Source organism: Sphingomonas sp. Root720 (assembly GCF_001428605.1).
Classification (GTDB): Bacteria; Pseudomonadota; Alphaproteobacteria; order Sphingomonadales; family Sphingomonadaceae; genus Rhizorhabdus.
Window position 1 is genome coordinate 205,847 of sequence record NZ_LMID01000011.1, and the last position, 19,520, is coordinate 225,366.

Sequence of the window (19,520 nt, forward strand, 5' to 3'; positions counted from 1 at the left end):
AATGCAAGTCAACTCGCCGCTTCCCATCCGCGCCGCAGCGGCTAATATCCCGGGCGGGGTATATGGGGGGATTCTGATGGCGGGTAGCGGCGAAGGCGCTTCTCTGGCGACGCGCATCCGGACGTTCGGGCCGGTGCTGCGCAAGACGTTGCGGCAGATCGGCACGACGCGGCTCATCGTCACCGCGATCTTCCTGATCCTCGGCCTGGCCTTCGCGCGCTACAGCTGGAACGTCATGCTCGCCAAGGACGCCGAACGCGCGCTGTTCGACGTCCGCCTGCTGCTCGCCAGCCCGCGCGTCGAGACCGACCCGCGCATCGCGATGGTGACCTTCACCGAGGATACGCTGCGGCTGACCGGGCGCCGCTCGCCGCTCGACCGCGCGATGCTGGCCAAGGGGCTGCTCGCGCTCGACAAGATGAAGCCGAAGGCGATCGGCATCGATATTCTCGTCGATCAGCCGACGCCCGAGGACCAGATCCTAATCGACGCGTTCCGGACGATGAAGACCCCGACCTATCTGGGCTTCGCGTCCAACGCGACCAACAAGACCTTCATGACGCTCGACCAGGAGACCTTCCTGCGCGACTTCCTGAAGCAGACCAGGCCGGGCAATGTCCACGCGACCAGCATCCGCCTGCTTGCCGACGACGACGGCGTGATGCGCAGCTGGCCGAACCAGCCCAAGGAATTGCCGCCGCTGATGGCGAACTCGCTGACCGGCGGCTTCGACCAGTTCCGCACCTACCAGGGCTCGATCCGCTACCGGCTTCCCGCGTTCGCGGACCGCCCGGTATTCGACAAATTCCCGATCGAGATCATCGCCAACCCCGACCTGATCGAGGCGTTCCGCCCGCAGATCGAGGGGCGCTATATCCTGATCGGCGGCGATATCCCCGACATCGACCAGTTCATCACGCCGTCCTCGCGCATCGAGAAGGGCGAGACGACGATCGGACTGGAAATCCACGCCACCCTGCTCGCGCAGATGCTCGACAACGTCATGCCGAAGAAGATTCCCGGCTGGGGCCTGTGGCTGATCGCACTCGGCGTCATCGGACTCGGCGCACTCACCGCGGTGTCGAGCATGAGGATCTGGAAGCTCGGCCTGCTGCTGATCGTGCAGGCTGGCGCGATCGTCGCGGTGCCGTTCATCTGGCAGTTCCACGGCATCGACACGCAGGGCCTGCCGGTGTTCGGCTGGCTGATCGGCTGGGTCTTCGCCTATTCGGCGGTCGGCACCGCGGCGCGCGGAATCGGTTCCGAACAGCGCAACTTCGCCGCGTCGGCGCTGGGCAAATATCTGCCCGGCGACATCGCCAAGGACATCATGAAGAATCCCGAGCGGCTCCAGCTGCACGGCGAGAAGCGCGAGATCTACGCGCTGTTCTCCGACCTCGAGGGCTTCACCAAGCTTAGCCACCAGATCGAGCCGGAGATGGTGGCCTTCCTGCTCAACAAATATCTCGACGTGCTCTCGGAGACGGTGCTCGAACATGGCGGCACGATCGACAAGTTCGTCGGCGACGCGATCGTCGCCTTCTGGGGCGCGCCGATCAGTCGTCCCGACGATTGCGAGCGCGCGGTGAAATGCGCGGTGGCGATGTACGAGGCGGGCGAGCAGTTCCGCCGCGAGGCGCCCGAAGGCGTGCCGCCGATCGGCGTCACCCGCGTCGGCGTCCATTTCGGCGAGGCGATCGTCGGCAATTTCGGCGGCGAGGGCCGCATCCAGTACACCGCGCTCGGCGACTCGATGAACACCGCGTCGCGGCTCGAGGGCGCCAACAAATATCTCAAGACCAAGACGCTGGTCAGCGACACGGTGATCGAGCGTTCGGCCCTCACCTGCTTCCGGCCGGTCGGGCGGATCGCGGTGTCGGGACGATCGACCCCGATGGAGGTGTTCGAACCTGTCCTCGATTTTTCGGAAACGGCTGTGCAACAGTTCACAGACATCTTCCGTAGATATGATGCAGGAGACGAAAGTGCGTTGGCCGAGTTCGAAAAGATGGCCGTAGATAATCCTGATGATAAGGCGCTCGCCAATCTGATAGAGCGTCTTCGTGAGGTTGGACCGGGAGGTTATAGTGCTCTGGACAAATAAGCGCCGGCCGCAGGCTGCCATTGCGGCGTTCCTTGGAGTGATGCTGGCGGGAAGCGCCGTCGCGGCGCCGCTGGTCGTCCGTTCGGCCGGGCCGTCGGCCAAGGTCTACCCGGCCGGCAAGGCCCTGGCGGACAATGCCAAGATCGTCCTGAAGGCCGGCGACACCGTCGTCCTGCTCGACGGCCGCGGCACCCGTACCCTGAGCGGGCCGGGCACCTTCAGCTCGACCGCATCGACGGTCGCGGCGGCGACCACCGGCTCGACGCTCAACGCGCTCGTCGCGGGCGGCGGCGAGCGGCGTGCCCGCATCGGGGCCGTGCGCAGCGCGAGCGGCATCGACAAGAACGCCGGCAGGAACCCGAACGTCTGGTATGTCGACGTGACCCGCAGTGCGAACATGTGCATCGCCGATACCTCGTCGGTCACGGTGTGGCGCCCCGACGCCAGCAAGGCGGCGAGCGTCAAGATCACCAAGGCCGACGGCACCAGCGGCACGATCGACCTGGCGGCCGGCCAGTCGGCCGCGCTGTGGCCGGCCGGCCTGCCCGTCAGCGACGGCGGCCAGTACAAGCTGAGCTGGGATGGCGCCAAGGCCCCGACCTCGCTCAAGTTCGTCGTGGTCAAGCCGACCTCGCCGGGCCTCGAGGACATGGCCCAGTCGCTGATCAAGGCCGACTGCAAGGCGCAGCTCGACCTGTTGATCGAGACGGTCGCGCTGCCCGACGGCAAGTCGCAGGGCTGAACCCGCTTCTTCGATAAGAGCGAAGGCCGGTGGGGCGACCCGCCGGCCTTCGTGCTTTTTGCCCTCTCGCTTCGTCATTCCAGCGGACGGTCGTGAGGATGACGGATGTGGAAGACGCCCCTTGGCCCCTTCCTCAAAAATGCTCTAGAGCCGCGCCCCTGTCACCTTATGGATGAACGATGACCGACACCGCACCCTTCGGCGCTCCCCTGATGCTGTTCGACAGCCTCACCCGGTCGACCCGCGCCTTCGCGCCGATCGATCCGGCGATGGTGCGCCTCTACAGCTGCGGGCCGACGGTCTACAACTTCGCCCATCTCGGCAATCTGCGCGCCTATGTGTTCACCGATACGCTGCGCCGGACGCTTAACTGGAAGGGCTGGCCGGTCAATCATGTCGTCAACATCACCGATGTCGGCCATCTGACCTCCGATGCAGACCAGGGCGACGACAAGATGGAGGCGGCGGCGAAGCAGGCCGCGCAGACGATCTGGGAGATCGCAGCCTTCTACACCGATGCGTTCAAGGCCGACCTGACGGGCCTCAACATCATCGCACCGACGATCTGGAGCGTGGCGACCGACCATATCCAGGACATGATCGGCTTCGCCCGCACGATCGAGGCGGCGGGCGCCAGCTACGAACTCGACGGCGGCCTCTATTTCGATACGTCCAAGGTGCCCGACTATGGCCGCCTCGCCGGGGCCAGGCCCGATGAAACCGTCGGCCGCATCGCCGAGGTCGAGGGCAAGCGCAACGCCGCCGATTTCGCGCTGTGGCGCCGGTCGGCACCAGGCGAGCAGCGCCAGATGGAATGGATGTCGCCCTGGGGCCCGGGCGCGCCGGGCTGGCACCTCGAATGCTCGGTGATGAGCATGAAATATCTCGGCAGCCAGTTCGACATCCACACCGGCGGCATCGACCATCGCGAGATCCACCACTGCAACGAGATCGCCCAGAACCAGGCGTTCACCGGCACGGCGGCCTCGGGCGCCAATTTCTGGATGCACAATAATTTCCTCGTTGATCGCGGCGGCAAGATGTCGAAGTCGAAGGGCGGCTTCGCGACGCTGAAGAGCGTGACCGACAAGGGCGTCCACCCCCTCGCCTACCGCCTGCTCTGCCTCTCGGCGCATTACCGGTCCGAACTGGAGTTCTCGGCCGAGGCGCTGGCGGCGGCGCTGACCCGGCTGACCCGACTGGTGCTGGCGACAGAGGCTCTGCGCGACAGGGCGGGTGAACCCGCATGGCTGCGCCTGGTTTCTGAGAGCGCGGCCAGCAAAGGTGCGTCGGTCGCCTATCAGCGCTCGGTGATCGAGGCGGGCCTCGGCGCGAAGGCGCAGGCCCTGATCGCCCAGTTCGACGAGGCGCTGTCGAACGACCTGATGGTCCCCCAGACGCTGCCGCTTCTCGAGACCGCGCTCGCCGACAAGGCGGTTCCGGCCGACGAGCGGCTGCGCTTGCTGGCATCGATGGATCTCGCCCTCGGCCTCGACCTTCTCCGGCTTCGTCGAATCGATCTACGGCTGCGCCCGGCCGAGGCACGGATCGCCGAAAGCGAGATCGAAACGCGCATCGCCGAACGTCAGGCGGCGCGTGCCGCCAAGGATTATGCGGCGTCGGACCGCCTCCGCGATTCCCTTGCGGAGCAAGGCGTTACCGTCATGGACGGGGCCGGCGAGATGCGCTGGGACTGGATTCTCGACCTCTGAAAGGAGGCGCGGAATCAATCCGCAACAGATTGTAAAAAATCCTGTCCCCCGTCGCCGAAATGACATAGCAATCGCCCATCTTGCGTGGCTGCGGCAGGGGCGCGGCACATAGAGGGGGAGCAAAGCATGGCGACGAAGGCATCCGATCTTTTCATCCAATGCCTGGAGGAGGAGGGCTGCGAATATATCTTCGGCGTTCCCGGCGAAGAAAATCTCGACATGCTCGACAGCCTCTCGCGATCCAAGAAGATCAAGCTGATCCTGACCCGCCACGAACAGGGCGCCGGCTTCATGGCGGCGACCTATGGCCGCCACACCGGCAAGACCGGCGTCTGCATGGCGACGCTCGGGCCGGGCGCGACCAATTTCGTCACCGCCGCCGCCTATGCGCAGCTCGGCGGCATGCCGATCCTGATGGTTACCGGCCAGAAGCCGATCAAGAAGTCGAAGCAGGGTCGCTTCCAGATCCTCGACGTGGTCGACATGATGAAGCCGATCACCAAGTTCACGCACCAGCTGGCCTCCGCCGACAACATCCCGAGCCGCGTCCGCGAGGCCTATCGCCTTGCCGAGGAGGAGAAGCCCGGCGCGACGCATATCGAATTCCCCGAGGACGTCGCCGACGAGCATACCGATTCCACGCCGATCAAGCCGTCGCTGGCGCGACGCCCATCGGCCGAGCCGAAGGCGGTGCGCACCGCGGTGAAGATGATCGAGGAGGCCAAGTCGCCCGTCCTCGTCATCGGTGCCGGCGGCAACCGCAAGCTGACCGGCCGCATGCTGCTCCAGTTCATCGAGAAGACCGGCATCCCCTTCGTCACCACCCAGCTCGGCAAGGGGGTCATCGACGAATGCCATCCGAAGTTCCTGGGCTGCGCCGCGCTGTCGGCGGGCGACTTCGTCCACCGTTCGATCGAGCATGCCGACCTGATCGTCAACATCGGCCATGACGTGATCGAAAAGCCGCCCTTCTTCATGCAGAATGGCGGCACCCCGGTGATCCACATCAGCTCGAAGTCAGCCGAGGTCGACCCGGTCTATTTCCCGCAGGTCGAGGTGATCGGCGACATCGCCAACGCGATCTGGCAGATGAAGGAGGACATCGTCCCCTCCGGCCGGTGGAACTTCGACTATATGTTCAAGGCCCGCAAGGCCGAGGTCGAACATACCGAGTCGCTCGAAGACGACATGCGCTTCCCGATCTTCCCGCCGCACCTCGTCCGCGAGGTCCGCAAGGCGATGCCGGCCGACGGCATCATCTGCCTCGACAACGGCGTGTACAAGATCTGGTTCGCGCGCAACTATCCGGCACGCCAGCAGAACACCGTCCTGCTCGACAACGCGCTCGCGACGATGGGCGCGGGCCTGCCGTCGGCCATGGCCTCGGCCATGGTCTATCCCGACAAGAAGGTCATGGCGATCTGCGGCGATGGCGGCTTCATGATGAACAGCCAGGAGATGGAGACCGCCGTCCGGCTCGGCCTCAACATCACCGTGCTGATCCTCAACGACAACTCCTACGGCATGATCCGCTGGAAGCAGGCGAACATGGGCTTCGCCGATTGGGGCCTGACCTATGGCAACCCCGACTTCGTCAAATATGCCGAGGCCTACGGGGCTAAGGGCCACCGAGTCGAAAGCGCCGAGCATCTGAGCGCCTTGCTCAAGGAATGCCTCGACACGCCGGGCGTCCACCTGATCGACTGCCCGGTCGACTATTCCGAGAACGACCAGATCCTGAACAAGGATATCAAAACGCTGAGCAAGCAGGTCTCGTGACCGGCGCGTCGTCGGCGCGGACGGGGCCCGCCCCCGACGCGGCCGACGGCTTTCCGCCTCGGAAGAATATTGCACAGTTGGACGGATCGCGATGAAGCTCAAGGACACCTACCCGCTCTACCTCGCCAACGAGGCGCAGCAGCCCAACACCGACCTCAAGGTGACCGACAAGTTCACCGGCGAGGTCGCGACCCTGGTCGCGCTGGCCGATGCGAAGACCATCGACACCGCGATCGCATGGACGGTGAAGGCCGCCGAGCCGATGGCGAAGATGGCCAGCTACGAGCGGCAGGCGGTCCTCCAGCATTGCGTGGACCGTTTCACCGAGCGCAAGGACGAACTGGCCTATGCGCTGTGCATCGAGGCCGGCAAGCCGATCAACGATTCGCGCGGCGAGGTCGGTCGCCTGATCGACACCTTCCGCATCGCCGCCGAGGAATCGGTGCGCATGACCGGCGAGGTCCAGCCCCTCGACATTTCGCCCCGCGCGAAAGGCTATCAGGGCATCTGGAAGCGGGTGCCGATCGGTCCCTGCTCGTTCATCTCGCCGTTCAACTTCCCGCTCAACCTCGCCGCGCACAAGATCGCACCGGCGATCGCGGTCGGCTGCCCCTTCGTGATGAAGCCGGCGAGCCGCACCCCGCTCGGCGCGATCATCATGGGCGAGGTGCTGGCCGAGACCGACCTGCCCAAGGGCGCCTTCTCGATCCTTCCCGCCGCACGCGACGGTGCCGACCTGTTCACGGTCGACGATCGCCTCAAGCTGCTGTCCTTCACCGGCTCGCCCGATGTGGGCTGGGACCTGAAGGCTCGCGCCGGCAAGAAGAAGGTCGTGCTCGAACTGGGCGGCAACGCCGCGGTGATCATCGATGCCGACGCCGACCTCGACGATGCGGTCGACCGGGTCGTTTTCGGCGCCTTCTACCAGTCGGGCCAGTCGTGCATCGGCGTGCAGCGCATCATCGTCCACGACCAGGTCTATGACGCGTTCAAGGCCAAGCTGGTCGCCAGGACCAGGACGCTGATCGCGGGCAATCCGCATGACGAGAAGACCTTCGTCGGTCCGATGATCGACGTGAAGGAAGCCCAGCGCCTCGACGGCTGGATCCAGGAAGCCGTCGCCAGGGGCGCCACCCTGCTGTGCGGCGGCGGACGCGACGGCGCGATGCTCGAGGCGACCCTGCTCGAAAATGTCGATCTCGATACCAAGATCAACCGGGAGGAAGCTTTCGGGCCCGCCGCTTTCCTGATCCGCTTCAGCGACTGGCACGAGGCGCTTCGGATCGTGAACGATTCGAAATTCGGCCTCCAGGCCGGCATCTTCACCCGCGACATCTTCAAGATCCTCGACGCCTGGGACGATCTCGACGTCGGCGGCGTCGTCGTCAACGACGTGCCGAGCTATCGGGTCGACAACATGCCCTATGGCGGCGTCAAGGATTCGGGCCTGGGCCGCGAAGGCATCCGCTTCGCGATGGAAGACATGACCGAGATCCGCAACCTGGTGATCCGGCGGCGAAGCGTTTGATAAGCTTTGAATGATTGCCATCGGGCGGTTAAAGAGCGATACAAACTCTCGATCGTGACCGCCCAGGGGCAAAAGTGGCGTTACGAATGGGCATCGGCAGTTAGGGAGCGCCGAATTGGGGGGTAAGGTCTCGGGCAGGCTGTCCTTTGTCTGCGGGCTTTTTGGGGCCGCGGTTCTCGGCATTGCGCTGTTTTTCCTCGCCATGACGGGCACGGCCGAACAGGCCGTCGCCTCCTCGGCATCGGCTTCGACCGGCAATGTCCATGTCGGCGTGGCCTCCTGTGCCGGCTCGACCTGCCATGGCCGCAGCGAACCGACAGGCAAGATCGTCCGCCAGGACGAGATCCTCCAGTGGCAGAACGCCTCCAGCAGGACCGGCGCGCACAGCCGCGCCTTTGCCGCGCTCGCCTCGGCACGCGGCCAGGCGATCGCCGCGAAGATGGGCATCGGCCGGGCGACCTCGGCCGGGGAATGCCTCGGCTGCCACGCCGACCCGGCCTATGCCGGCAAGGGGCCGCTCTGGCAGGTGACCGACGGCGTCGGCTGCGAAGCCTGTCACGGCGGAGCCGGTGGCGGCAATGGCTGGCTTTCGACTCATTATGCGGTCGGCCAGAGCCACGCGACCAACGTTTCGCGCGGGCTCTATCCGCTCGATCAGCCGCGCGCCCGTGCCGAGAAGTGCCTCGATTGTCACCTCGGCAGCGACCGGCCCGGCCAGTTCGTCTCCCACCGGATCATGGCGGCGGGCCATCCGCGCGTCTCGTTCGAAGTCGACCTCTTCTCGGCGCTCCAGCAGCATCATGACGAGGATCCCGACTATGTGCGGCGCAAGCACCGCACCGACAACGTCCAGCTCTGGGCGGTCGGCCAGGCGTCGGCGGTCGGCCGCGCGACCAGCCTGTTCGCCAGCCCCGGGCTCGGCACCGACGGCATCTTCCCGGAAATCTATTTCTTCGACTGCCACAGCTGTCACCGGCAGATCGTCGATGGCCCGGCCGGCAAGTCCAACTGGGTCGCCAATCCGGGACGCCCGATCCCATCGGGCATGCCGCCGTTCAACGACGAGAACATGATCATGCTGTCGGCCGCCGCCAAGATCGCGGCGCCCGGCATGGCCGCCGCGTTCGACGCCGACTCCAAGGCCTTCCACGCCGCGCTGGCAAAGGATCGCCCGGCCGCCGTCGCCGCCGCGCGTCGGCTTTCGGCATCGGCGGGCAGGCTGGCCGACACGCTGGGCCGCACCGCCTTCGGGCGCGCCGAGACCTTCGCGATCATCGACGCGATCGCCGGCGGCGCGATCTCGCCGCGCTTCACCGACTATGAAGGGTCGGCGCAGGCGGTAATGGCAGTCGACACGCTGCTCAACGCGCTGGTCCGCCAAGGCCATGTGAGCGAGGATCGGGCTCGGGACGCGCGCGGCGCGATCGACCGGGCGTACAAGGCGGTGGGCAACAGCAACGCCTATCGTCCCGCGGAATTCCGCGCGGCCCTGGGTCAGGCAGCCGCGTCGATAAGGGCCCTCAAATGACCTTTGCCTCGCGTAGTGTAGCTGCTTTCACCGCCGTCGCCTTCACGCTCGCCTCGTGCGGCGGCGGGGGCAGCGGGGGGTCGTCCCCCACGCCCACCCCGACACCGACACCGTCCCAGACGCAGGCCTATGCGGTTCCGGCGCAGGAATCGCTGACCACCGCCGACGTGCAGAAAATCCTGGCGCAGGCGATCGAGGAAGCGACCGCACGCAACAAGCCCGCAGTCATCGCGATCGTCGACCGCCCCGGCAACGTCCTTGCGGTGTTCCGCATGAACGGGGCGCCGACGACGCTTTCGATCAAGACCTCCAATCGCGCGGTGAAGCCGACCGACGTCGAAGGGCTGGTCATCCCCGGCACCGTCGACAGCAATCCGCTCGTCGCCGCCGCCATCGCGAAGGCGATCACCGGGGATTATCTGTCCTCCGGCGGCAATGCCTTCTCCACCCGCACGGCCAGCTTCATCGTGCAGGAGCATTTCCCCGCCGGAAACAACATGCTGGCGGGCGGTCCGCTGTTCGGCGTGCAGTTCAGCCAGCTTCCCTGCTCGGATTTCAACCAGCGCTACAGCGCCGCTGGCGGTTCTGGCGCGCTGATCGGGCCGAAGCGTTCGCCGCTCGGCCTTGCCGCCGATCCGGGAGGCTTTCCGATCTACAAGAACGGAGTGGCCGTCGGCGGCATCGGCGTGATGGCGGACGGCCTCTACGGTTTCGATGCCAATATCGACGATGTCGACAAGGATGACGACGAGATCATCGCGCTGGCCGGCGTGTCGGGCTTCGAGGCCCCCGAGGCTATTCGCGGCAACAATATCCAGGCGGTCGTCCAACTCCGCTACAGCGACGCCGATGCCGGGGACATCCGCTCCACCCCGGCGAGCGCCCGCGCCTTCTCCGCCCTCAACGGCAGCGTCGGCACCCTGGTCTCGGTCAATGGCTATTATGCGCAGGGTGGCACGCCCACCATCCTGGCCGGCACACCCTATGGCACCGAAGCCTCCGGCATCAGGGCGGCGACGGCGGCGGAGCGCGCTTCGGGGGTCGCGATCGACAATCCCGACGCCTTCATCTTCACCGACGGCGCCGGCAACCCGCGCTACCCGATCCGGGCCGGCACCGATGGCGGCGACAACCCGACGCCGCTGACCGCCGCCGAAGTGAAGGCGCTGCTCGAAGAAGCGTTCAAGGTCATGACCCGGGCCCGGGCGCAGATCCGCAAGCCGCTGGACAGCCGTGCCCAGGTGACGATGACCGTCGTCGACACGCATGGCTCGATCCTTGGCATGGACCGATCGCCCGACGCGCCGATCTTCGGCAGCGACGTCTCGATCCAGAAGGCCCGGACCGCGACCTTCTTCTCGGGCACCCATGCGGCCGGGGATTTACTCGGCAATCCTTCGACCGACGTGCAATCCTTCGTCCAGAAGGTCCGGACCTTCCTCAACGATCCGCAGGCGCTGACCGGCACCCATGCCTTTGCCGACCGGTCGGGCGGCAACCTGTCCCGACCCTTTTTCCCCGATGGCGAGGTCGGTCGTCCCAACGGGCCGCTCTCGCGTCCGTTTAGCGAATGGAGCCCCTTCTCCACCGGTCTCCAGAGCGCGTTGATCTTCAGCAATCTCGGCGAGCATCTCAACTTCGTTCTCGGCGCAACGCCCACCGATACGCGGCAGCGTTGCACCTTTGGCCCCGACGTAGCCGGCAAGGCGCAGAACAGGCTTCAGAACGGGATACAGATCTTTCCGGGTTCGGTGCCGATCTACCGCGGCAACATGCTGGTCGGCGGCCTCGGCGTTTCGGGCGACGGCATCGACCAGGACGACATGATCTCGTTCCTCGGCTTGCACAATGCCGGCGTGCGGGTCGGCAGCATCGGCAACGCTCCGGCCGCCATCCGCGCCGACCAGATCGTCGTGGCGGTCGGCGCCGGTGTCCGGCTGCGGTTCGTGAACTGCCCCTTCGCCCCCTTCCTCGATACGTCCGAACAGGACGTCTGCGGCGGAAAATAATGGCGGCGGCACTCTCCTCCCTCCTGCTCCACGCGATGGCCCTCGCGTCGGCCGCGCCCGAAGAGGCGCCAGCGCCCCCGATCGCCGAGGCGGCGCCGGCCGATGCCGGCGTACCGGCTCCGGACGCGCTCGCCGTCCCGGGCAGTGTCGAACCCGGCGCGACCGTCGCGGACCCGATGATCGACGGCCGCCGCCGTCCGGGCTACGTCACCGAACTGCCGGCGCCGGTCACGCAGAACAATGTCGGCGCGGTGTCCGCGCCGCCGCCCGAAGCCTTCCCGACCGACCAGTTTCCGATCCCCGATCGCTGGCGGCTCGTCACCGCACTCTGCCCGGACAAGAATTTCGTCGGGCTCCAGGCGGTCTGCCATTCGCGCTTCGATCCCTATCACCAGAATCCGCTCAAGGCGGACGTCCCGATCCAACTCGACAAGAAGCCCTTCTTCCTGCCGATCACCGGCGACGACTGGTTCTTCGGGATCAATGCGATCTCCGACACGGTCGTCGAGCCGCGCTCCTTCCCGACGCCGGTCGCCGACCAGACCAGCAGCTATCCGGGCGCGATCGACACCTTTGGCCGCGACCGCAGCCTCGTGCTGGCGCAGACCGGTCTGTTCGGCTTCGGCCTGACCAAGGGATCGACCGCGTACAAGCCGCCGGACGTCGAATATCGGGTGCTGCTGGCCTATCAGGTGAACTATGTGAACGTGCAGGAACGCCGCGTCCTTCACGTCGAATCCTCGCGTCCGACCCACCGGACCGACAGCTTCCTGGGTCTCCAGGAATTCTTCATCGACAAGCATCTGGGCAATCGTTCGGACCGCTATGATTTCGACTCGCTGCGCGTCGGCATCCAGCCCTTCCAGTTCGATTTCCGCGGCTTCCTGTTCCAGGACAACCAGCTCGGCATCCGCCTGTTCGGCAATCGCGACAATAATCGCTACCAGTTCAACCTCAACGCGATCTGGCGTCTCGACAAGGACACCAACAGCGGCCTCAACGACATCACGCGCAAGCCGCGCGACGACTATATCCTGCATGCGAACCTCTTCGCGCAGGATTTCCCGATCCAGGGCCTGACCTCGCTCGTCTCGGTGACCGCGAACTTCAACCGCGAGAAGGAACGCGAGTTCGACCATAACGGCTTCCCGGTCCGTCCCGCCCTGCTGGGCGACCAGCGGCCGCGCGAATATGACGTCTATTATGTCGGCTACAGCCTCGACGGGCGCCTCAAGCGCCTCAACCTGACGTCGTCCTTCTACGGCGCGTTCGGCGAGGACCGGAACAGCTTCTTCACCTCGAAACCCGCCAAGATCCGCGCTTTCTTCGCCGCGGCAGAGCTGAGCTACGACATCGACTGGATCCGCGTGAAGCTGTCGGGCCTCTATGCGACGGGCGACAGCAAGCCGAAGGACAACAAGGAGACCGGCTTCTCCGCGATCTTCGAGAATCCGATCTTCGCGGGCGCCGACACCAGCTACTGGATCCGCCAGGTGGTTCCCTTCGCGGGCGGCGGCGTCAACGTTGCCATCTCGCCGCGCAACGGCCTGCTGAACGACCTGCGAACCTCGAAGGAACAGGGCCAGTCGAACTTCAACAATCCGGGCACGATGCTGCTCGGCCTCGGCGGCGACTTCGACATCCTGCCGCAACTGCGCTTCTCGACCAACCTCAACCACCTCTGGTTCGAGAATACCGCGACGCTGCGCGAACTGCGCAACGAGGGCAGCATTCCGAAGTCGATCGGCTGGGACCTGTCGGGTGCCTTCATCTGGCGGCCGAGCATGGTCCAGAACGTGATCTTCCGGCTGTCGGGCGCGGTGCTCGATCCCGGCAAGGGCTTTTCGGACCTGTTCACGAATTCACGCGGGGACGACCGTTATTATTCGGTCCTCTTCAACACGATCCTGTCTTTCTGAGGGTATAGATGCGAGGCTTGGGATCCCTGATGACGATGCGGTGGGCGGCTCGCGGCGCTGTGGCGCTGGCGGGGGCGATCACCTTGCTCGTCTCGGCGCCTTCGCCGGCCCCCGCTTCCGAGGGTGAGAAGCCGGTCGCCCGGACCTATCCCAAATTCGCCGATGCCCCGCGCACCCAGGACTGGACCCAGGCCGATTCCAAGAGCGCCGGCTGCGTCTCCTGCCATACCGCGACCGACCGCAAGACGATGCACCAGACCGAGGCGGTCGTGCTCGGCTGCGTCGATTGCCATGGCGGCGACGCCACCGTCCACGTCCAGCCCAGCGTGAAGGCGGGCGACGCGGCCTATGTCCGCGCCCGCGACAAGGCGCACGTCCTGCCGAAATATCCGCAGAGCTGGCATTGGCCTTCCTCGGCCAACCCGAAGCGGAGCTACACGCTGCTCAATAAGGAAGCGCCCGAATATGTGCGCTTCGTCAACCCGGCAGACTACCGTGTAGCGCGCCAGGCCTGCGGCTCCTGCCACCTGGAAATCATCCAGGCCGCCGAACGCTCGCTGATGTCGACCGGCGCGATGCTGTGGGGTGGCGGCGCCTATAATAACGGTATCGTCCCCTACAAGAACTACATCTTCGGCGAGGCCTATACCGACAAGGGCGAACCCGCGCAGATCAAGTCGCCCGGCGCGACCCCGGGCACGGTGACCCCGGAACAGAAGGCGCGCGGCGCGCTGCCCGTCATGTATCCGCTGCCGACCTGGCACGTGATCCCGCCGAGCGACATCTTCCGCGTGTTCGAGCGTGGCGGCCGTACGATCAACACCGGCTTCGCCGAGATCGGCCTGCCCAACTCTACCGGCATCATCCAGCGGCTCGAGGAGCCGGGTCGTCCCGACCTCAAGCAATCGAACCGCGGCCCCGCCACCGGCCTGCGCGTCGCGATCCCGGTGCTCAACATCCACAAGACGCGCCTCAACGACCCGTTCATGTGGTTCATGGGCACCAACGACCAGCCCGGCGACTACCGCAACTCGGGCTGCGCCGGCTGCCACGTCGTCTACGCCAACGACCGCGAGCCGACGCACAGCCTGATCTACGCCAAATATGGCCGCGACGGACAGACCGCGACGCTCGACCCGACGATCAAGGACAAGCTCGAGCCCAGCGGCGACGGCCATGGCGGCGGCCACGGCGCCAAGGACGGCCATGGCGCCCCCGCCCCGAACCATGACGGGCATGGCGCCGAGGATGTCACCATGCACGGCACGGCGGATGTTCCGGCCCATCCGATCGGCGCGCAGAAGGAGAAGGGGCACCCGATCCAGCACGCCTTCACCAAGGCGATCCCGACTGCGCAGTGCATGAACTGCCACATGCACCAGCCCAACATCTTCCTGAACAGCTACCTCGGCTACACGATGTGGGACTATGAGTCCGACGCGCCGCTGATGTGGCCGGAAAAGCAGAAGAACCCGACGATCGCCGAGCGTCACGCCGTGCTCGAGCGCAACCCGGAGGCGGCCGCCGCGATCGGGAAATGGTCCGATCTCGATTTCCTGCGCAACGTCTATGACGATGTGAACCCGAAGGCGAAGGATACCCAGTTCGCCGACTATCACGGCCATGGCTGGAACTTCCGCGCGATCTACAAGCGCGACCGCGAGGGCAACCTGCTCGACGCCGCCGGCAACATCGTCTCGCCCGACGATCCCGAGAAATTCCGCAAGGACGGCATGCCCGAATTCGCCCCCGTCGGCGAACAGAAGGGCAAGGCGGTCCACATGATGGACATCCACGCCGAAAAGGGCCTGCAGTGCGCCGACTGCCACTTCGCGCAGGACAGCCACGGCAACGGCCTGATCTACGGCGAGGTCGCCAACGCCGTCGAGATCGGCTGCAAGGATTGCCACGGCACGCCCGACGCCTTCCCGACCTTGCGCACGTCAGGTCCGGCAGCGCCTCCGGGCGGCACCGACCTGTCGCTGCTGCGCAACCAGGACGGCAAGCGCCGCTTCGAATGGACCAGCGACGCCAATGGCGAGCGCGTGCTGATCCAGCGTTCGATCGTCGATCCGAAGATCGAGTGGAAGGTGTCGCTGGTCAAGGAAGCGGTCGACCGCACCAGCGCCCATTTCAACCCGCTCGCGGCTCGCGCCAAGCTGATGGGCAAGGCGGGAGTCGAGACGGGCAAGTTCGACTGGGGACCCGGCATCGCGCCGGAGGACCGCGCGCACAGCATGGACAAGATGGCGTGCTTCACCTGCCACCTGTCCTGGACGACGTCGTGCGGCGGATGCCACCTGCCGATCGAGGCGAACTGGAAGACCAGCAGCCACAAATATGACGGCATCGAGACGCGCAACTTCGCGACCTACAATCCGCAGGTCGCCCGCGACGAGATGTTCCAGCTCGGCATCCACCAGACGACCAAGGGCAACATCATCGCCCCGATCCGGTCGACATCGGCGCTGGTGCTGTCATCGACCAACATCAACCGCGAACGGATCTATATCCAGCAGCCGCCGATCTCGTCCGCCGGCTTCTCGAGCCAGGCGTTCGCGCCGCACTTCCCGCACACGGTCCGCAAGACCGAAACGAAGAAGTGCACCGACTGCCACCTCTCGGCGGACGACGACAACAACGCGATCATGGCGCAGCTCAACCTGCTCGGCACCAACTTCGTGAACTTCGTCGGCATGAACGCCTGGACGGGGCTGGAGAAGGGCATCGAGGCGATCCGCGTCACCGAGTGGAGCGAACCGCAGGCCGTGATCGGCTCCTACCTCCACAAATATGCCTATCCCGACTGGTACAGGCAGCATCTCGGCCACGACCGCGAGCTGATCGAATGGGTGCGCGGTACCCGCTTCGACAAGAATCTGTCGGGCGAGCCGGACTCGCTCGAGGAGTTCGCCAATACCCACCATCCGACCGGCGGGGCTGCACGCTGCGTCCAGCTACGCGGCGAATATTTCTTCGTCGCCGAGGGCAAGGGCGGCTTCCGCGCCTATGACGTCGCCTCGATCGCCAACAAGGGCACCTCGCAGCGGATCATCACCGCACCCTTCTCGCCGCTCGGCCACGACACCCACATCGCATCGCGGAACGCCACCTGCATGGCGCTGCCGACCGACCAGAACATCTCGACCGAGCGCAACGATCACATCATCAAATATTATCCCGAGAACGAAGAGCAGAAGATGGGCGAAATCTATCGCTACGCCTTCGTCACGGACTCGGTCGAAGGCCTGATCGTCGTCAATGTCGAGACGCTGGCCGACGGCGAACCGCGCAACAACTTCTTCAAGCGCACGGTGACCTGGAACGAGAACAATATCCTCGCCGGTGCCCGTCACATCACGCTGGGCGGCAACTATGCCTATATCACCGCCGATATCGGCTTGGTCGTGGTCGACCTCACCGATCCGAAGCATCCGCGCCTGGCGGCGACGGTGCCTCTGCGCGACGCCCGCGCCTCGGCGCTCCAGTTCCGCTATCTCTGGGTGACGACCGCCGAAGGGCTCCAGCTCGTCGACGTGACCCATCTCGACAGGCCGGTGCTGGTCCCGTCGGCGACCGTGCCGATCGCCGATGCGCAGCGCGTCTATCTCGCCCGCACCTATGCCTATGTCGCGGCGAAGCAGGACGGTCTGGTGATCGTCGACATCAAGCGGCCGTTGAAGCCGGCGATTTATCAGAAGGTGACCTTCGACGGCCGCCTGAACGACGCCGAGGACGTGATCGTCGGTACGACCAACGCGTCGCTGTTCGCCTATGTCGCCGACGGGCGTAACGGGCTGAAGGTGATCCAGCTGACCTCGCCCGAGAGCCAACCCAACTTCTACGGCTTCTCGCCCGCGCCGAAGCCCGAGCTGATCGCCTGGGCCAGGACGCCCTCCCCCGCGCTCGCGCTGTCGAAGGGGCTCGATCGCGACCGCGGCGTCGACGAGAGCGGCAACCAGATCGCGATCTTCGGCCGCATCGGTTCACGTCCCTTCAAGCGCAACGAGATGGAGAAGCTCTATCTCAACGCCAAGGGCCAGGTCTGGAAGGTCAGCGACACCCCGACCTTCGCCGACTGGGTGCCGGCGCGGAAATAAGCCGCCTCGTCATCCCGGCGTTATCCACCGCAACGACCCTCCGGGAGTTCACGCCCGCGGATGGGCGTTGCGGTATACGTCCATCAGGTGCGCGGCATCGACGCCGGTATAGACCTGGGTCGACGACAGGCTGGCATGGCCGAGCAGTTCCTGCAGCGAGCGCAGGTCGGCGCCCCGCCCGAGCAGATGGGTCGCGAAGCTGTGGCGCAACGCATGCGGCGTCGTCCGCTCGCCCAGCCCCAGGCGTACCCGCGCGGCCTGTACCGCCCGACGGATCAGTTCCGGCGCCAGCGGACCGCCCCGCGCGCCGCGGAACAATATCTCGCCCGGCGCCGCCCCATAGGGGCTGAGCGCGACATAGCGCTCGATCGCCGCGCGGACCGGCGCCAGCATCGGCACGACGCGGGTCTTCGCGCGCTTGCCGGTGACGCTCAACGTATCGCCGAGCGGCAATATATCCCCGGTCAACGCCATCGCCTCGCCGATGCGTAGGCCGGCGCCATACAGCAACAGAAGCACCGCCTCGTCGCGGGCGGCGATCCAGGGTTCGGTCGCGGACTCGGCGGCATCCTCGGCGATCGCGGCGATATCGTCGGGCGCCACGGGACGGGGAACGCCCCTCTTGATCCGGGGGCCCTTGATCTTGACCGGCTTGGCCGCGCCCTGGCGGTCGGCGACGAAATCGAGAAAACTGCGGATCGCCGACAGCTCGCGCGCGGTCGAAACATTGCCCAGCCCTTCGGCCCGACGCTCGGCCAGATAGGCGCGCAGGTCGCCGCGATCTAGCCGGGTCAGCAAGGCGGCATCGACCACCCCGCCGCGATGGCGGCCGATGAAGCCGATCAGCCGATGGGCGGTGGCGAGATAGGCACGGACGGTATGCTCCGACCGCCGCCGGTCGCGGCGCAGATGATCCGCCCACAGCACGGCAACGCCGCGAGCGGGATGATCGTCCAATGTCAGGGCAGCAACCACCGCCCTATCATGCGCGAAAGCATCGCGCCGAGGAAGCCCAGCAGTTCGGACCCGGCACGGGTTTCGAACCCCATCGGACGGCGCTGGCCCAGCGCCAGCACCCCGCCCGGCAGCGGCGCTTCGGACGAGAGGCGGATCAGCGCCTCGGCGCGGATCAGTTCGGACGCCGGCCCGAACAGCGGATGGCCGCGATCGACGCTGCGCATCACCACCCCCTCGATATCGAGGATGGACCGCTCGATGATCCGGCGCTCGACGAACTGCATGCCCGAAGCATCGGCGCGCAGCCCGCGATCGTCGACGAACAGGGCGACCGAGACTGCGTCGAGGCCGAGCATGTCGGGCCAGACCTGGGTGACGATGTGGATAAGATGATCGAGCCCGTCGGCCTCGGTGGCGGCGAGCACGGCGGCATGGATCGACGAGACCGCGCCCGAATGGCCGCGCGCGAAGGCAATGAGGTCCTGATTGGCCTCCTCCACCTCGGCCATGCGCCGCTTGAGCGAGGCCATCGCGCCGCCCTCGAAGTCGATCACGCTTCCCATGACGGGCAGTTTACCCCGCAATGGTTAACACACAATGGGTTGTTTGGTGGTCCGCAAGCACCGCGCGCGATGCGCCGCCCTGACCGAAGCGCGCTCCGTCGCTGCGAAGATGGCCTTTGCATAAACGGCCGCGTCCCTAAATCTCCCGATCGTCATCCCGGCGAAAGCCGGGATCTACCTTTTCCTTCCGGGAGATGCGCCTGCCCGCATGCCCAAGGTCCAGCGAGATTCCGGCTTTCGCCGGAATGACGAGGAAATTTACGCAAAGCGCCCGCCTGCGCTGGCATGACGGGAAGAAAACCGCGCCGACAAAGGCGCTAATGCCCGGCCTTCTGCTGCTCCCACGCCCTGAACTTCTTGGTGAGACAACCGGTCGAGCCGGACGCACCGGAAGGCGAGCAGGAGCCGTTCCCGCTTTCGCCGCCCTCCATCAGGCGGTGGCGCTCGCGCGACACGCCGTCGACATCTTCCTGGAAATAATCGAAGCCGTTCGGGCGCAGCGCCTCGGGGATGCGGTAGCGCTCGGACGCGTTGCCGCGCCGGCACACCACGATGTCTCCCGGGCGCCCGCGCGGACAG

12 protein-coding genes are annotated in these 19,520 nt (G+C 66.0%); 9 read left to right on the forward strand and 3 right to left on the reverse strand.

Going from position 1 to position 19,520, the window contains the following annotated elements; all coding sequences use genetic code 11:
• Window positions 1-76: 76 nt before the first annotated feature.
• From ASE22_RS11725 to ASE22_RS11765, 9 genes are all read left to right on the forward strand, one after another.
• On the forward strand, window positions 77-2,104 hold the full coding sequence (locus ASE22_RS11725) for an adenylate/guanylate cyclase domain-containing protein (RefSeq protein WP_056359282.1): 2,028 nt from the start codon (window positions 77-79) through the stop codon (window positions 2,102-2,104).
• Window positions 2,088-2,846 carry a hypothetical protein gene (locus tag ASE22_RS11730; protein ID WP_056359285.1) on the forward strand — a complete coding sequence of 253 codons (759 nt, stop codon included), beginning with the start codon at window positions 2,088-2,090 and terminating at the stop codon, window positions 2,844-2,846. Before ASE22_RS11725 ends, ASE22_RS11730 begins: the two co-directional genes overlap by 17 nt.
• 179 nt (window positions 2,847-3,025) lie before the next feature.
• Complete coding sequence (gene cysS, locus ASE22_RS11735; RefSeq protein ID WP_056359287.1) at window positions 3,026-4,558, forward strand: cysteine--tRNA ligase; 1,533 nt, start codon at window positions 3,026-3,028, stop codon at window positions 4,556-4,558.
• Window positions 4,559-4,684: 126 nt separating this feature from the next.
• Entirely contained in the window at window positions 4,685-6,337 is a 1,653-nt protein-coding gene (locus ASE22_RS11740) for an acetolactate synthase large subunit (RefSeq protein WP_056359290.1), read from the forward strand.
• A 91-nt stretch (window positions 6,338-6,428) separates the two neighbouring features.
• A complete protein-coding gene (locus tag ASE22_RS11745) occupies window positions 6,429-7,865 on the forward strand; it encodes an aldehyde dehydrogenase family protein (protein ID WP_056359292.1) in 1,437 nt (478 codons plus the stop codon).
• A gap of 202 nt (window positions 7,866-8,067) precedes the next feature.
• Window positions 8,068-9,393, forward strand: coding sequence for a multiheme c-type cytochrome (locus ASE22_RS11750; protein ID WP_200933209.1), 1,326 nt, complete (start codon window positions 8,068-8,070; stop codon window positions 9,391-9,393).
• Entirely contained in the window at window positions 9,390-11,402 is a 2,013-nt protein-coding gene (locus tag ASE22_RS11755; RefSeq protein ID WP_056359298.1) for a GlcG/HbpS family heme-binding protein, read from the forward strand. The genes ASE22_RS11750 and ASE22_RS11755 overlap by 4 nt, the downstream gene beginning before the upstream one ends.
• Window positions 11,403-11,437: 35 nt before the next feature.
• The gene (locus ASE22_RS11760; protein ID WP_414894404.1) at window positions 11,438-13,321 is read left to right on the forward strand and encodes a hypothetical protein; all 1,884 of its coding nucleotides are present in this window, start codon (window positions 11,438-11,440) and stop codon (window positions 13,319-13,321) included.
• Between the two features lie 35 nt (window positions 13,322-13,356).
• Window positions 13,357-17,421: a multiheme c-type cytochrome gene (locus tag ASE22_RS11765; RefSeq protein WP_056361101.1), complete on the forward strand. Its 4,065-nt coding sequence runs from the start codon at window positions 13,357-13,359 to the stop codon at window positions 17,419-17,421.
• 48 nt (window positions 17,422-17,469) lie between these two features.
• Here the strand turns inward: ASE22_RS11765 and ASE22_RS11770 are convergent, their stop codons facing one another.
• From ASE22_RS11770 to ASE22_RS11780, 3 genes are all read right to left on the reverse strand, one after another.
• On the reverse strand, window positions 17,470-18,396 hold the full coding sequence (locus ASE22_RS11770; RefSeq protein ID WP_082545619.1) for a tyrosine recombinase XerC: 927 nt from the start codon (window positions 18,394-18,396) through the stop codon (window positions 17,470-17,472).
• Window positions 18,381-18,941 (reverse strand): DUF484 family protein, encoded by a 561-nt coding sequence (locus ASE22_RS11775; RefSeq protein ID WP_056359303.1) that lies wholly within the window; start codon window positions 18,939-18,941, stop codon window positions 18,381-18,383. Before ASE22_RS11775 ends, ASE22_RS11770 begins: the two co-directional genes overlap by 16 nt.
• Window positions 18,942-19,258: 317 nt before the next feature.
• On the reverse strand, window positions 19,259-19,492 hold the full coding sequence (locus tag ASE22_RS11780; RefSeq protein WP_235536417.1) for a hypothetical protein: 234 nt from the start codon (window positions 19,490-19,492) through the stop codon (window positions 19,259-19,261).
• Between the last annotated feature and the right edge of the window lie 28 nt (window positions 19,493-19,520).

What these genes read in the sequence shown, in the direction of transcription:
- ASE22_RS11725 (WP_056359282.1), top strand. Translation starts at nt 77, where the DNA reads ATGGCGGGTAGCGGCGAAGGCGCTTCTCTGGCGACGCGCATCCGGACG.
- ASE22_RS11765 (WP_056361101.1), top strand. Translation starts at nt 13,357, where the DNA reads ATGCGGTGGGCGGCTCGCGGCGCTGTGGCGCTGGCGGGGGCGATCACC.
- ASE22_RS11740 (WP_056359290.1), top strand. Translation starts at nt 4,685, where the DNA reads ATGGCGACGAAGGCATCCGATCTTTTCATCCAATGCCTGGAGGAGGAG.
- ASE22_RS11760 (WP_414894404.1), top strand. Translation starts at nt 11,438, where the DNA reads ATGGCCCTCGCGTCGGCCGCGCCCGAAGAGGCGCCAGCGCCCCCGATC.
- ASE22_RS11745 (WP_056359292.1), top strand. Translation starts at nt 6,429, where the DNA reads ATGAAGCTCAAGGACACCTACCCGCTCTACCTCGCCAACGAGGCGCAG.
- cysS (WP_056359287.1), top strand. Translation starts at nt 3,026, where the DNA reads ATGACCGACACCGCACCCTTCGGCGCTCCCCTGATGCTGTTCGACAGC.
- ASE22_RS11755 (WP_056359298.1), top strand. Translation starts at nt 9,390, where the DNA reads ATGACCTTTGCCTCGCGTAGTGTAGCTGCTTTCACCGCCGTCGCCTTC.
- ASE22_RS11750 (WP_200933209.1), top strand. Translation starts at nt 8,068, where the DNA reads ATGACGGGCACGGCCGAACAGGCCGTCGCCTCCTCGGCATCGGCTTCG.
- ASE22_RS11775 (WP_056359303.1), bottom strand. Translation starts at nt 18,941, where the DNA reads ATGGGAAGCGTGATCGACTTCGAGGGCGGCGCGATGGCCTCGCTCAAG.